This is a genomic window from Pseudomonas sp. efr-133-TYG-103a (assembly GCF_030209235.1).
Taxonomy (GTDB): domain Bacteria; phylum Pseudomonadota; class Gammaproteobacteria; order Pseudomonadales; family Pseudomonadaceae; genus Aquipseudomonas.
In genome coordinates, this window is sequence record NZ_JARVSK010000011.1 from 309998 (window position 1) to 324361 (window position 14364).

A 14364-nucleotide genomic window follows, 5' to 3' on the forward strand; every position below is an offset into this window, starting at 1 on the left:
TTCAGGCGCTTATTGTTGATGCACCGCCGTCTGCATGCCCGCCGTGCTCATCGGCGCGCCAAGCGTGCTGCCGAAGAACTCCACGGCCTCGGCGCTGAGGTTGCGGTGAATGTCCTCGCGGTCGACGCCCAGCGCATCGGTGCACAAACCCGGCTGAGTGGCGCGCTGTTCGTCATCGCACGGCGCCATGAAGACAAAATGCCCGGCCCCGGCCAGTAATTTGAAATCCGAAACTTCGGGCAGCTTGCGCGCCAGCGCTTCTGCGTTCTTGTCGATTGCCAGCAATTCATCGCCATCGCCGCTGTACAGCAACACCGGCACATGCACGTCGGACAGCGTGTGGCGACCGAACATCAGCCCCAGCGGCGCCATCAGCATCAGCGCGCCGACGCGGGGATCGGCCTGAGCGTGCAGGTCATCGCGATCGGCGAGCAGCTCACCTTGGGTTTTGCAGGCATCCCGGTCCTGCGGGCGTTCCATGCAGTAATGGCGTAACCGCTGCAGATCAGGCTGAGCCCCCGCGAGGATCAACGCGGTCTCGCCACCCGCCGAATAACCGATGACGCCAACACGGCGTGCGCTGATGTAAGGCGACAGCATGGGATCGAGCAGCGCCGCGCTGATCGCCTCGGAAATCTGCAGCGGTCTGCCGTAGAGATTGCTCAGGCTGCCCAGTCGGCTGTGATCGAGATAATTGTCACCGGGGTGAAACACCGCCACCACGACAAATCCCTTGCGCGCCAGCGACGTCGCCAGATCATGCTGGGCCAGGGGCGTGCCGGTGTTGCCATGGGAAAGCATCAGCAGCGGAAAACGGCCCATGGCGATGCGGGCGTCTTCGGTGGCTTCAATCGGATACCCCTGAACGCGGGTCACGTGTTCTTCGTCGGTCGACGGATAAAAGGCGAAGGCATGCATGGGCCGGGAATCCAGCGGATCCAGAAAGGTCAGCTCGTGGAAGCCCACGCTCCACGCATCCGACTCGGCGGCCTGCACCGAAATCATGCCGCTTAACAGGCTGATCATCATCACTGCACAAAGACGCATCATTGCAATGCCCCTCACCTTATCAATCCGTGCTTGTCGAATCAGACGCAGCGGGTCTGAGTTCCTTATAAAACGATGTCTGTGGCTATCTGACCGACCGGTATCGATAACATTCAGAAACGTTCTTAGATCAATCGTGCACAAGGCGGGCCAGGCTCAGAAAAAAGGGCGCAGCAGCCGTGCTGGTTACCGCGCCGGCCGAGTCAGCGGCGATTTTACTGGCCTGAGAGCAAGGTTACTCGCAAAGAAATCGCAAAGTCTGTCGCTTGACTGAACACATCGTCGGCAAATCGAAAAACGCATTGCCTGAACGACGAAAGCCCCGTCAACCGAGGCTTGGGGCCGGGTTGACGGGGCTTGCAGTCTGGATCGCGCTCGAGCGTGCCGATCAGCGGCACCTCATAAAGCTTCAGGCGAACAGTGTTTCTTCGATGTGTTTCTGCGCAGCGGCCATGGCCGCGACACGTGGCTCGTCGCCGTAGGCCAGGCCGTGTGCGAACACGAATTGCAGGTCAGTCACGCCGATGAAACCGAACAGTACCTTGAGCAGGTCTTCATGACCGACGCTGGTGGGCTGGCCGACATGCAGGCCCCCGGCGGTGGACACGATCACCACTTTCTTGCCTTTGCACAGGCCTTCCGGACCGGCTTCGGTGTAGCGGAACGTGCGGCCTGCAACGGTGATGCGGTCGATCCAGGCTTTCAACTGGCTCGGGATGGTGAAGTTGTACATCGGCGCGCCGATGACGACGACGTCTGCCGACAGGAACTCTTCCAGCGTGGCTTCATTGGCTTCCACTTCCAGCTTCTGCGCCGCGTCGCGACCTTCGACCGGTGTGCCGGCGGCAGCCAGCGTGGCGCCGGAGAAGTGACTCAGTGCGTCGTTGGCCAGGTCACGGTAAACCACCTGTGTGTCAGGCGTCGTTGCGGTGAACGACTGGACCACGCTGCGGCTCAACTGACGCGAAGCGGAGTGATCGCCAAGGATGCTGGAATCAATGTGCAACAGTTTCATAACGTGCTTCCCAAGTGAAGAATCGCGACGGAGCGACTGAATGGCGATCATCCTACCTTGCAAGCCAATAACTGATTAGTCGGCGAAACTGCGATGGATCGTTCCATTAACAGGACAATGAGATGACCGAAGTGCGGATTATCGCCCTCCACGCGTGCCCATACCTCCAGAATCTGCACCGCTGACCAATAGCTCTGAAACCGGTTTCACAATCAGTCATAATATCGTCCTTGCAATCGGCAGAACCTGTATTTCCCCGATCGATTCAAGCCGTGACGTGCAGCGCGATGCCGCTCCACGACCAGCATTTCACTTCAATACGATGACCTGTGAGGATCAAATGGACGACAGCCACTCCATCCCCGACGGAGGCCGCCGGGACTTTCTGCGCAAAGGCCTGACGTTGATTCCGGCGGTGACCCTGGCCAGTACAGGGCTTGGCGCCACCGCCCAACAACTCATGGCCGCGCCGGCAAATCCGGCCGCCGCCAACGCTCATGTGCCTGCGACGCCCGCGCCTGGCGATTATCACCCGACGTTCTTCACCGCCGAGGAATGGGCCTTTCTGCAGGCTGCCGTGTCCAGGATCATTCCCGCCGACGAGCATGGCCCGGGAGCGCTGGAAGCAGGCGCAGCCGAATACATTGATCGCCAGATGAACACGCCCTACGCCACCGGCGCGCAGTGGTACATGCAAGGCCCGTTCGTGACCGATGCTCCCGCCGAAATGGGCTATCAGCTGCAATTGAACCCGCAACAGATCTACCGCCTCGGCATCGCCGCGACAGATGCGTGGTGCATGACGCAGACGAAAAAAAATTTCGCCGCGCAAGACAGCGCTACCCGAGACCAGATTCTCGGCAAGATCGAGGCTGGAGAGCTGCATTTCGATGAGCTCCCGGCCAAAGCGTTCTTCAGCCTGCTGGTGCAGAACACCCGCGAAGGGTTCTTCTGCGATCCGGTTCACGGCGGCAATAAGGAAATGGTCGGCTGGCGACAGATAGGTTTTCCCGGCGCGCGCGCCGACTTCATGGACTGGGTAGAGCGCAACGAAGCGTATCCCTTCCCTCCCGTGTCCATCCGTGGCGAGAGGGCTTGAGTCGTGGCCAATGAAATGAAGAAAGTGGACGCGGTCATCGTCGGGTTTGGCTGGGCCGGCGCGATCATGGCCAAAGAGCTGACCGAAGCCGGCTTGCAGGTTGTCGCCCTCGAACGGGGGCCGATGCAGGACGCCTATCCGGACGGCAACTACCCGCAGGTCATCGATGAGCTGACTTACAGCGTGCGCAAGAAACTGTTCGTCGACGTCTCGAAGGAAACCGTCACCATCCGCCACAGCGTCAATGATGTGGCCCTGCCCAATCGCCAACTGGGTGCTTTCCTGCCTGGCAAGGGCGTGGGCGGCGCGGGTCTGCATTGGTCGGGCGTGCATTTTCGTGTCGATCCGATCGAACTGCGCATGCGCAGCCACTACGAGGAACGTTACGGCAAGAAATTCATTCCCGAAGATATGACCATCCAGGACTTCGGTGTCAGCTACGAAGAGCTGGAGCCGTATTTCGATTTCGCGGAAAAGGTCTTCGGCACCTCCGGCCAGGCCTGGACCGTCAACGGCCAGGTCGTCGGTGAGGGCAAGGGCGGCAATCCTTACGCGCCGGACCGCTCCAATCCGTTCCCGCTGCCGTCGCAGAAAAACGTGGTTTCCGCGCAAATCTTCCAGAAGGCCACCACCGAACTGGGCTACAAGCCTTACAACCTGCCGTCGGCCAACACCTCGGGGCCCTACACCAATCCGTATGGCGCGCAGATGGGGCCGTGCAACTTTTGCGGGTTCTGCAGCGGCTATGTCTGCTACATGTATTCCAAGGCGTCGCCGAACGTCAACATCCTGCCCGCGCTGCGCCAGGTGCCGAATTTCGAGCTGCGCACCAACGCCCACGTGCTGCGGGTCAATCTGGACGACACCCGGCGCAAGGCCACCGGCGTCACCTACATCGATGCCCAAGGGCGCGAAGTCGTGCAGCCGGCCGATCTGGTGATCCTCGCCGCGTTCCAGTTCAACAACGTCCGCCTGATGCTGCTGTCGGGCATCGGCAAGCCTTACGACCCGATCAAGAACGAAGGCGTCGTGGGCCGCAACTTTGCCTACCAGAACATGGGCACCGTCAAGGCGTTCTTCGACAAGGACACCTACACCAACAACTTCATCGGCGCGGGCGGCAACGGCGTCGCAATCGACGACTTCAACGCGGACAACTTCGATCATGGCCCCCACGGCTTCGTCGGCGGTTCGCCGATGTGGGTCAACCAGGCCGGCAGTCGTCCGATCGCCGGAGTCGCCAACCCGCCCGGCACCCCGACCTGGGGCAGCGGCTGGAAGAAAGCGACCATCGACTACTACACCCATCAACTGTCGATGGACGCCCATGGCGCGCATCAATCCTATCGCGGCAATTACCTGGACCTCGATCCGACCTACCGCGACGCCTATGGCCAGCCTCTCCTGCGCATGACATTCGACTGGCAGGAAAACGACATCAAAATGAATCAGTTCATGGTCGAGAAGCTGACCAAGGTGGCTCAGGCCATGAATCCGAAAGCCATTGCGGTGCTCGGCAAGAAGGTGAAAGAGCACTTCAACACGGCGAACTATCAGACCACCCACCTTAACGGCGGCGCGATCATGGGCACCGATCCGACGACCAGTGCGCTGAATCGCTACCTGCAATGCTGGGACGTGCACAACGTGTTCGTGCCGGGCGCTTCGGCGTTCCCGCAAGGCCTGGGTTACAACCCGACCGGCCTGGTGGCGGCGCTGACGTACTGGTCTGCCCGGGCGATCCGCGAGCAGTACCTGAAAAACCCCGGCCCGCTGGTTCAGGCTTAAGGAGCGATGAGCATGAAAACACTGTTGATCGCCTCTGTGCTGTTCAGCGCCAGTACTTGCGTGCTGGCAGCCGACGACGACGCGCTCGTCAAAAAGGGCGAATACCTGGCACGTGCCGGTGATTGCGTGGCCTGTCACACCGCCAAGGGCGGCAAGCCGTTTGCCGGTGGCTTACCGATGGAAACGCCGATCGGTACGGTGTACTCCACCAACATCACGCCGGATCCGACCGGCATCGGCTCGTATAGCTTCGAAGACTTCGATCAGGCCGTGCGTCACGGCATCGGCAAAAGCGGCAGCACGCTTTACCCGGCGATGCCCTTCCCGTCTTACGCGCGGGTTAGCGATGACGACATGCGTGCGCTGTATGCGTATTTCATGAAGGGCGTCGCGCCTGTCGCCGAGCCGAACAAACCCACGGACATCCCCTGGCCGCTGAGCATGCGCTGGCCCCTGTCGATCTGGCGCAGCCTGTTCGCCCCGCCCGTGAAGGCCTTCGAGCCGACGACCAGTGCTGATGCAGTGGTCAACCGCGGCGCCTATCTGGTCGAGGGACTGGGTCATTGCGGCGCCTGTCACACGCCGCGTGCCCTGACGATGCAGGAAAAAGCACTGACCCCGGCCGAAGGCAGCCAGTTTCTGGCCGGCAGCGCGCCGCTCGAAGGCTGGATTGCCAAAAACCTGCGCGGCGACCACAAGGATGGCCTGGGCAGCTGGAGCGAAGACGACCTGATGCAGTTCCTCAAGACCGGCCGCAGTGACCGCAGCGCGGTGTTCGGAGGCATGAGCGATGTGGTCGCGCACAGCATGCAGTACATGACCGATGCCGACCTCAGAGCCATCGCCCGCTACTTGAAGACGCTGCCTGCGAGCAATCCGCACGACGAGCCGCCTGTCTATGACAAGCAGGTCGCCGATGCGCTGTGGAAAGGCGACGACAGCAAACCGGGGGCGTCGGTCTACATCGACAACTGCGCAGCGTGCCACCGCACCGATGGACAGGGCTACACCCGGGTTTTCCCGGCGCTTGCCGGTAATCCGGTGGTGCAGACGGCCGATCCGACTTCGCTGATTCACGTGGTGCTGGCAGGCGGCACCGTCCCGGCGACCCACACGGCCCCGTCGAACTTCACCATGCCGGCGTTCGCCTGGCGCCTGAACGACGAGAAAGTCGCCGCTGTGGTGAACTTCATTCGTACCAGTTGGGGCAATCACGCCAGCGAAGTGACAGCCGACGATGTCGCCAGGCTGCGCAGCAGCGACATGAAAACCACGTCCGGGGACGACCTGGGCCAGGTGACCGGGCACTGAGTCCAGGCCTGCAACCGTCGCGTTCGGGTCTGAAGGTTTGATGGCAAGGCGCTCGCTTGCAGGGATGCAGGCGAGCGTTCATGCCACAGCGTCACACGCCCGACACCCTCTGCATCTCTCCTGCAAACGCCCGCACACGGCGCGTGGTCAGCGTTGCGCCAGAATGCATGGCAACAGCCCGGGAAATCGCTGATCGAGTTCATCGGCGCGCAGCGAGTTCATGTGCGTCGTGCCGATGTTCCGGGTCTGGACCAGACCGGCATCTCGCAGCACGCGAAAGTGATGAGACATGCTCGACTTGGGGCGCCCGCCATCCAGTTCGCCGCAAGTCGCCTCCTGGGTATTGGCCAGGTACCGGACGATTTCCAGACGCACAGGATCGCTGAGTGCATACAGCACACGCTCAAGCACGAACTCGGAAGGAAAAGGATGTTTGAAGGCTCGCATGGGGCGAATCATAGCGAGGGGTTAGCGATTAAGCCATATTTCGAATACTATCGAACAAACGAATCAACCATCATCGGAGACCTTCCATGTCAGCACTGTTCGAGCCGTTCACCTTAAAGGACGTCACGCTTCGCAATCGCATCGCCATTCCGCCGATGTGTCAGTACATGGCCGAGGACGGCGTGATCAACGACTGGCACCATGTGCACCTCGCCAGCATGGCGCGTGGAGGCGCCGGTCTGGTCGTGGTCGAGGCCACCGCCGTGTCACCGGAAGGACGCATCACGCCGGGCTGTGCGGGTATCTGGAGCGACGAACACGCTCAGGCATTCGTTCCGGTGGTCAACGCCATCAAGGCAGCCGGTTCGGTGCCCGGCATCCAGATCGCCCACGCCGGCCGCAAGGCAAGCGCCAACCGCCCTTGGGAAGGTGACGACCACATTCCAGAAAACGATCCCCGTGGCTGGAAAACCCTGGCGCCCTCGCCGATCGCTTTCGGCGAGCACCTGCCCAAAGTCCCGCAGGAAATGACCCTGGACGACATCGCCCGCGTCCGTCAGGACTTCGTGGATGCCGCGCGCCGAGCCCGTGACGCCGGCTTCGAATGGATCGAACTGCACTTTGCCCATGGCTACCTGGCGCAGAGCTTCTTCTCGGAGCACGCCAACAAACGCACGGACGCCTATGGCGGCAGCTTCGAAAATCGCAGCCGGTTCCTCCTCGAAACACTGGCGGCCGTGCGTGAAGTATGGCCGGAGAACCTGCCACTCACGGCCCGTTTCGGCGTGATCGAATACGACGGCCGCGACGAGCAGACGCTGACCGAGTCCATCGAACTGGCCCGGCGATTCAAGGCCGGCGGTCTGGACCTGCTGAGTGTCAGTGTCGGCTTCACCATCGCCCAGGCCAACATTCCGTGGGGACCCGCGTTCATGGGCCCGGTGGCAGAACGGGTGCGCCGCGAAGCGGGCCTGCCGGTGACCTCTGCCTGGGGCTTCGGCACGCCACAATTGGCACATGACGCCATCGCAGCCGGTCAGCTGGATCTGGTTTCCGTAGGCCGCGCTCATCTGGCCGACCCGCACTGGGCTTACTTTGCCGCCAAAGAGCTGGGTGTGGACAAAGCGTCCTGGACGCTGCCGGCACCTTACGCCCATTGGCTGGAACGCTACCGCTGACCGGGCAGGATCACTGCAACACGACGCGCGCGGTGCAACGCCGCGCCGTCAGTCATACAAGCCGGCCCCATCGCAGGGCCGGCACCTGTCACAGCCCGCTCAGCCTCCCGCCGTTTTACTCACCAGCGCCGCAAGCTTGCGGTCGAGGGCGGTGGCTGCGTCGAGCAGCGGCTGATCAGGCTCCACCACCATCAGCGACGAAGGCCTGACGTACACGATGCTGCTGGTGTTGGCAGGCTCTTCCAGCAGCAACAGTTCAACCGGAGCGAACAGCCCCGAACGCGGGTCGTGCTTGAGCATGGTGATCGCAATCAACGGATTGCCCAGCACCACGCGCATGGCCCGTTGTGACAACCCGGCCTTTCGGGTCCAGGCGCCATGATCGAGCAGTGAAAACAGCATGAAGCCGCTGGGTCCCGCTTTGTGCTCGATCTCGTCGCGAAAGGCGTCCCACGACGGGTGCCGGTCTACCACCTCATCCATCTTCACCGGCGCATGGCCGATGTCGTCGAGTAACGCCGTCAACAGGGCGTCGTAAGACTTCTCGGACGCGACCTGCAACCTGACGCCCTGAAACGGTTGTTCATTGACAGGCATGTGCACACTTCCTCTGAATGGCTGATACCTGGCAAAGGATTACAACCACAATCTAAAGTTCTGCCGCACAGGATGAAGGTCGACGGAAGGCGCCACTGCTTCATTCAAGGCCTGTGATAACGCTCGATCAGGTCTGGTTCGTCGTACAATCGTCGTCCCTGCTCAACCGCGAAGGTTCTGATACGTGATCCCCGGCGACCCGAAAAACCTCAACGACCTGTTTTACTTCGCCAAAGTCGTCGAAGCGGGCGGTTTTGCGGCAGCAGGCCGGCTGCTGGGCATTCCGAAATCCCGACTGTCGCGACGCATCGCCGAGCTCGAAATTCGTCTGAACGCGCGGCTGCTGCAACGCACGACCCGCAAGATGCAACTCACGGCGCTCGGAGAACGCTACCTCAGACACTGCCAGGCCATGTTGCTGGAAGCGGAGCTTGCGGACGAAGTGGTCGCCAGCGCGACGTCCGAACCGCGAGGCCCGCTGCGGGTCAGCAGCCCGGTGGGTCTGGCCAGTCAACTGACCCCGCTGGTCCGGGATTTTCTGCAGCACTACCCGCAGGTTCAGCTCGATCTGCTGCTGGTCAACCGACGTGTGGACCTGATTAATGAAGGCATCGACGTCGCGCTGCGGGTGCGTGAGGCTGACGATGAAGAGCTGAACCTGGTGACCCGTCGCCTCAGAGAAGCGCAGACCGAAGTGGTCGCCGCGCCGCACTTTGCCCAGGCCAACCGAGTCAGCCATCCGCGGGAACTGACCTCGCTGCCCTTCCTCGGCGCGCTGGACTCTGATCGCCTGGCCCGTGCCCGCTTGCACAATGCAGCGGGCGAGCGGTTCGATCTGGCGATGCAGCCACGGTTGAGCGTGGAAGATTTTGAGATGCGCAAGGCAGCCACCCTGGCCGGACTGGGTTTTACCGTCCTGCCGATGATGTACTGCGAAAACGAACTGGCCAGCGGTGCGCTGGTTCGGCTGCTGCCGGACTGGCGCTGTCCGTCTGCCTGGTTGCAGGCTGTCTACCCCCACCGGCGCGGCGTGCTTCCGGCGGTGCGGGCATGGCTGGACCATCTGGAAACGGCGTTCAACAGCGAGCAACGCCCGCTGTGACCGCTGCCAACGGCGCCCCTGGGCGTCAGACATCATGAATGAGGATGACCATGCACCGTGACGAAGTGGCCGCGTTCTGCCTGAGCCTGCCGGGCGCGCGCGAGGATTACAAATGGGGCGGCGTGCGGGTGTTCTCCATCGCCGACACGAAAATGTTCGCGGTCATGGGCCTGGCCGGTGACGACTTGTCGTTCAAGGTGGGCAGCGAACTGTTTCTCGGCTACGTCGATCGCCCCGGCGTGCGCCCTGCCCCTTACCTCGCACGCGCCCACTGGATCACCCTGACGCACCCCTACGCCATCGGCAGTGAGGAGCTGCGTGATCTGCTGACGCAATCGCATCAACGGGTGGTGAGCAAGCTGGCGAAGAAACGACAGGCCGCGCTGAAACTGTGAGCGGCCCTGCAGCCGTCAGTAAAAGTGCCGGGCGATGAAGTTGCCGCCGAGCACGATGCGGTCGATCCAGAACAACTCGTGCAACAGCACGATCAGCCAGAACACCACTTGAAAGGCAACCTTGCGGGTCTTGTGGCGGAAGACCTGTTGCGCGATCAACGCTCCGGGCCAACCGCCGAGCAGCTCCAGTCCATGGAGCAGTTTTTCCGGCGTACGGCGTCCCTCGCCACGAGCTTGCCGCTTGTCGTAACCGTAAAGTCCGAACGTGATGACGCTCATGACCAGATAGATCGCGGCGGGCAGCCATGGCAGCCATGAGCCGTCCCGCAGCCAGATCGTCGCGACGCCGTAAACCGGCAGCGCGCAGAACACCACCAGCAACAGTAACTTGAGTTTTGCAAAGCGCAGCGTCGTCGGCGTGCGGCGGCCACTGGCGTCGGGCTGAAGGCGCGCATTCATCGGTCAGGCCTGCACGCTGGTCCAGTCGATCCAGCCAAACAGCCAGGTCGCCAGAATCAACAGGCCAAACGCGATCCGGTACCAGGCGAACACCGCATAGCTGTGGGTCGCGATGAATTTGAGCAAGCCACGCACCGCGATCATCGCGAAGATGAAAGAGGTGATGAAACCCGTCGCGAACACGGCGAAGTCATCCGGCTGAAACAGGTCGCGGTACTTGTAACCGGAATACACCGAGGCGGCGATCATGGTCGGCATCGCCAGGAAAAACGAGAACTCGGTGGCGGCCTTGCGGGACAGTCCGAACAACAGGCCGCCGATGATGGTCGATCCCGAGCGCGAAGTACCCGGAATCATCGCCAGGCACTGCGCGAAGCCGACTTTCAGCGCGTCGACCCAGCTCATCTCATCCACGGTTTCAGCGTGAATGGTGTGCTCGCGGCGCTCGGCCCAGAGCATGATCACGCCGCCCACCACCAGCGCCACAGCGACGGTGATGGGGTTGAAGAGGTAGTAATGAATCATGTCGGCGAAGATCACCCCCAGCACCATCGCCGGAAGTACGCCGACGATCAGATTGGCGGTGAAGCGCCTGGCTTGTGGCTGGGTGGGCAGCCCGGTCACCACATTGAAAATCTTCCGGCGAAACTCCCAGATCACGGCCAGGATTGCGCCCAGTTGAATAATGATGTTGAAAGCCATTGCCCTTTCGCCACCGAAGCCGATCAGGTCGGCGACGATAATCTGGTGGCCGGTACTGGAAATCGGCAAAAACTCGGTCAGTCCTTCGACAACCCCAAGTATCAGCGCCTGTGCGGCGGTCCAAAGATCCATCATTCCCCCGAATGGAGCCTGCTCATGGCAGGGCTCTCTTGAATTATTGAGCGACATTGCACGCACGTCGTGCGGTCAGAAAAAACCGCATGAACAGGCAAGATTCGCTGCCTCAGGCATGTAAGCGCCGGCGATGCTAGCAGACCTGTTCGACGAACGCTCTAGCGTGGATACTGGCGTTTGGCCGGTTACTGTAATCGACCCCCGATGACAATTGGCCTACGCCGCTTTTTTGCTGTACAGCCCTCGCCCATTGCCCCCACGGCACCCATAAAGCGCTTACAATCGCCGACCCTTTTTTCGTCCCTTCGCAGGAGTTGCCATGTCCGGGCTTGAACTGTTCGCTGCCGCACTCGGTGTCATCGCCGTCTGGCTGACAGTCAAACAAAACCCTTGGTGCTGGCCGATCGGACTGGTGATGGTGTTGCTGTACACGTGGATCTTCTTCGACGTGAAGCTTTATTCGGACATGCTCTTGCAAGTGGTGTACGCCGCGTTGCAACTGTACGGCTGGTGGCAATGGACCCGACGCGGCAATGTCGAAACCGGTCGCATCGTCTCCTCGCTGGGCAGCGGCGGCCTGCTGGTCAGCCTGGTCATCGGCGGTGTGGTGAGCCTGTTGCTCGGCGCGGCGATGGCGCATTTCACTGACGCAGCACAGCCCTGGCTCGACGCCGCCCTGACCGGCTACAGCCTGGTCGCGCAGGTGTGGATGGCGCAGAAACGTGTTCAATGTTGGCCCTTGTGGATCCTGCTGGATGTCATTTTCGTCGGCCTTTTCCTCTACAAAGCGCTGTACTTGACAGCGGCGCTGTACGCTTTGTTCACGTTGCTCGCCGTGCAAGGTTGGCGCGACTGGCGCGCCGACCCTGCGCTGGCACGGTGAAGCACCGATGAAAGTCTTGGTACTGACCGGCCCGGAGTCCAGCGGCAAAAGCTGGCTGGCGGCGCACATCCAGGCACATTTCGGCGGTGTACGGGTGGACGAATACGTCCGCCATTTCATCGACGAGCAGCAGCGCGACCCCGTGTATGCCGACATTCCCGCGATTGCCCAAGGGCAGCTGGCGTGGGAAGACGCCGCCCGGGCGCAATCGCCTACACTGTTGATTCTCGACACGCATTTGCTCAGCAACCTCCTCTGGAGCCGCACACTGTTCCACGACTGTCCCGACTGGCTTGAACCGGCATTGCTCGAACGTCATTACGATCTTCACCTGTTGCTGTCCCCCGAAGGGGTCGAATGGATAAGCGATGGCCAGCGCTGTCAGCCGCTGTTGAGCGAACGCCAGTCGTTCTTCGACGCAAGCCGGGAATGGCTCGAACGGCATGGGCAGTGCTTTGAAGTCATCGAAGGCAGTTGGAGCTACCGCATGGAACGCGCGATGCAGGCAGTGAAGCGGTTGCTCGACGTGACGCCGGCAGCTAGCTGAATCGCGTACGCAGCGAAAGCCCGCTTGCGCGTCAGCCCGCTGCCGGAGCGGAATACGGCCGCCGGCCAGCGGGTGTCGGTGATGTGTGTTTCGATGGGTCAACGGATCTGGTGTTTGTGCAGTAGTCGGTAAAATGTCGGCCTGGAAATCCCCAGCACCTTGGCTGCCACACTCAGATTGTCACTGTGCCGGGTCAGCACGTCACACAAGGCCTGGCGCTCGGCCCGGCATTTGTAGTCATCCAGCGTGCCCATGCTGGAACTGATTTCCTCCTCGCCCAGCAGCCCCAGGTCGAACGCCTCGATCTGCCGCCCCTCGGCCAGCACCAGGCCACGCCGGACGCGGTTTTCGAGCTCACGCACGTTGCCCGGCCAGTCATGCTTGCCCATGGCGACCAGGGCGTCCTGACTGAAGTTGCGCGCACGCCGCCCGGTTTCGCGGCTGTAGAACTGGGCGAAGTGATTGGCCAGCAGCGCCAGATCGCCATGCCGCTCACGCAGCGGCGCCGTGCCAACCTGCAAGACATTGAGCCGGTAGTAAAGGTCTTCGCGGAAAAGCTTCTTGCGAATCGCCGCCTCCAGATCCACATGGGTCGCCGCCAGCACCCGCACATCGACCGGCACCCGCTCGCCGGCCACTTCGATGTGGCGATCCTGCAGAAAGCGCAGCAGGTTGGCCTGAACCTCCAGCGGCAAGTCACCGATCTCGTCGAGAAACAGCGTTCCGCCGTTGGCCGCTTCGATCCGGCCCACCTTGCGCTGAGCCCCGCCGATCGAATCCTGATCATCGCCGAACAGCTCAGGCTGCAACCGGTGCTCAGGCGTCGCGCTGCAATTGACCGAAACGAACGGCTGATTGCGCCTTTGAGACTGCGCGTGCAGCGTGCGCGCCACCAGTTCCTTGCCAGTGCCGACCTCGCCACGGATCAGAACCGGGGACTCGGTGGGCGCAAGCTTGGTCAACAACCGGCGCAACTCACGCACTGGACGGCTCTCGCCGAGCATCTCGTGGCCCGGTCCGCTGCCATAATTCGTCCCTTGAGCGCGCAAGCGGGCCATGCCATAGGCGCGCCCCAGGGTGACCTGAACGCGGCCAACGTCGAAAGGCAACGTGTGGAAATCGAAAAACCATTCGCAGACAAAATCACCGATGAGCTCTCTGCGCAGGTCATCGGCGGTCAATACGGCAATCCATTCGGTATTGCTGCGGGTGATCAGCCCCTTGACCACCTCCGGATGCTCGAAATGCTCCGGCATCAGACGAATCAACCCGACATCGAAGGGGCGTGATCCCACTGACTCCAGCGTACAGCTGTCCACTTCCCAACCGGCAATGCGCAGCCCGGGAATCAATTGCAGACATTCTTCGCACGGCTCGACAATTAACAGGCGACGGATTGATGCCAGTTCATGCATATAAAATTCCTTGGCGCCAGGATTCGAAGAATATTCCGGAGAAAAAACATTTTTAGAAACAGTGTCTTGGCGACCCCGGTTGTTACATTAGCAAATAATTGACACTGCCTTGGACCGTTTCACTATAAGCCTAAGAACCAAACGTGCTTAGCAGTCGCGATCAGGCAATAAACGGGTATCAGCCCACGGGGCACGCTCCGGCGGCCCACTTAGGCAGCGGGAAATGCAGGCGTGAAGGCGAGGA

At 61.5% G+C, this 14364-nt stretch carries 15 protein-coding genes; 8 read left to right on the plus strand and 7 right to left on the minus strand.

Annotated elements, in window-relative coordinates:
- Window positions 1-9: 9 nt before the first annotated feature.
- Both QRN36_RS09945 and QRN36_RS09950 read right to left on the minus strand, forming a co-directional pair.
- Complete coding sequence (locus QRN36_RS09945; RefSeq protein ID WP_285423924.1) at window positions 10-1050, minus strand: dienelactone hydrolase; 1041 nt, start codon at window positions 1048-1050, stop codon at window positions 10-12.
- 406 nt (window positions 1051-1456) lie between these two features.
- Window positions 1457-2062: an FMN-dependent NADH-azoreductase gene (locus QRN36_RS09950; protein WP_285423925.1), complete on the minus strand. Its 606-nt coding sequence runs from the start codon at window positions 2060-2062 to the stop codon at window positions 1457-1459.
- A 340-nt stretch (window positions 2063-2402) separates the two neighbouring features.
- Between QRN36_RS09950 and QRN36_RS09955 the strand changes: the two genes are divergently transcribed.
- The 3 genes from QRN36_RS09955 to QRN36_RS09965 are packed head-to-tail and all read left to right on the plus strand — an operon-like array spanning window position 2403 to window position 6260.
- Complete coding sequence (locus QRN36_RS09955) at window positions 2403-3161, plus strand: gluconate 2-dehydrogenase subunit 3 family protein (protein ID WP_285423926.1); 759 nt, start codon at window positions 2403-2405, stop codon at window positions 3159-3161.
- A gap of 15 nt (window positions 3162-3176) precedes the next feature.
- Window positions 3177-4949: a GMC family oxidoreductase gene (locus tag QRN36_RS09960; RefSeq protein ID WP_306470321.1), complete on the plus strand. Its 1773-nt coding sequence runs from the start codon at window positions 3177-3179 to the stop codon at window positions 4947-4949.
- A 12-nt stretch (window positions 4950-4961) separates the two neighbouring features.
- Window positions 4962-6260 carry a cytochrome c gene (locus QRN36_RS09965; protein ID WP_285423928.1) on the plus strand — a complete coding sequence of 433 codons (1299 nt, stop codon included), beginning with the start codon at window positions 4962-4964 and terminating at the stop codon, window positions 6258-6260.
- Between the two features lie 147 nt (window positions 6261-6407).
- Here QRN36_RS09965 and QRN36_RS09970 read toward each other — a convergent pair whose 3' ends face one another.
- On the minus strand, window positions 6408-6707 hold the full coding sequence (locus tag QRN36_RS09970) for a helix-turn-helix transcriptional regulator (protein ID WP_093458449.1): 300 nt from the start codon (window positions 6705-6707) through the stop codon (window positions 6408-6410).
- Between the two features lie 86 nt (window positions 6708-6793).
- Between QRN36_RS09970 and QRN36_RS09975 the strand changes: the two genes are divergently transcribed.
- A complete protein-coding gene (locus QRN36_RS09975; RefSeq protein WP_285423929.1) occupies window positions 6794-7885 on the plus strand; it encodes an NADH:flavin oxidoreductase/NADH oxidase in 1092 nt (363 codons plus the stop codon).
- A 99-nt stretch (window positions 7886-7984) separates the two neighbouring features.
- Here QRN36_RS09975 and QRN36_RS09980 read toward each other — a convergent pair whose 3' ends face one another.
- Window positions 7985-8482 carry a DUF302 domain-containing protein gene (locus QRN36_RS09980; RefSeq protein WP_285423930.1) on the minus strand — a complete coding sequence of 166 codons (498 nt, stop codon included), beginning with the start codon at window positions 8480-8482 and terminating at the stop codon, window positions 7985-7987.
- Between the two features lie 184 nt (window positions 8483-8666).
- On the opposite strand from QRN36_RS09980, the gene QRN36_RS09985 reads away from it, so the two are divergent.
- Both QRN36_RS09985 and QRN36_RS09990 read left to right on the plus strand, forming a co-directional pair.
- A complete protein-coding gene (locus QRN36_RS09985; RefSeq protein WP_373568726.1) occupies window positions 8667-9584 on the plus strand; it encodes a LysR substrate-binding domain-containing protein in 918 nt (305 codons plus the stop codon).
- Between the two features lie 38 nt (window positions 9585-9622).
- Complete coding sequence (locus QRN36_RS09990) at window positions 9623-9979, plus strand: MmcQ/YjbR family DNA-binding protein (protein ID WP_285423931.1); 357 nt, start codon at window positions 9623-9625, stop codon at window positions 9977-9979.
- A 15-nt stretch (window positions 9980-9994) separates the two neighbouring features.
- Here the strand turns inward: QRN36_RS09990 and QRN36_RS09995 are convergent, their stop codons facing one another.
- Together QRN36_RS09995 and QRN36_RS10000 are read right to left on the minus strand one after the other, a co-directional pair.
- Complete coding sequence (locus QRN36_RS09995) at window positions 9995-10438, minus strand: DUF1294 domain-containing protein (protein ID WP_285423932.1); 444 nt, start codon at window positions 10436-10438, stop codon at window positions 9995-9997.
- Between the two features lie 3 nt (window positions 10439-10441).
- On the minus strand, window positions 10442-11272 hold the full coding sequence (locus QRN36_RS10000) for an undecaprenyl-diphosphate phosphatase (protein ID WP_285423933.1): 831 nt from the start codon (window positions 11270-11272) through the stop codon (window positions 10442-10444).
- Between the two features lie 322 nt (window positions 11273-11594).
- Between QRN36_RS10000 and pnuC the strand changes: the two genes are divergently transcribed.
- Window positions 11595-12158 (plus strand): nicotinamide riboside transporter PnuC, encoded by a 564-nt coding sequence (pnuC, locus tag QRN36_RS10005; protein WP_285423934.1) that lies wholly within the window; start codon window positions 11595-11597, stop codon window positions 12156-12158.
- Window positions 12159-12165: 7 nt separating this feature from the next.
- Window positions 12166-12705, plus strand: a complete 540-nt coding sequence (locus tag QRN36_RS10010) for an AAA family ATPase (protein WP_285423935.1) — start codon at window positions 12166-12168, stop codon at window positions 12703-12705.
- A 98-nt stretch (window positions 12706-12803) separates the two neighbouring features.
- On the opposite strand, the gene QRN36_RS10015 is transcribed toward QRN36_RS10010, so the two are convergent.
- Window positions 12804-14120 carry a sigma-54 dependent transcriptional regulator gene (locus QRN36_RS10015; protein ID WP_285423936.1) on the minus strand — a complete coding sequence of 439 codons (1317 nt, stop codon included), beginning with the start codon at window positions 14118-14120 and terminating at the stop codon, window positions 12804-12806.
- Window positions 14121-14364 lie beyond the last annotated feature (244 nt).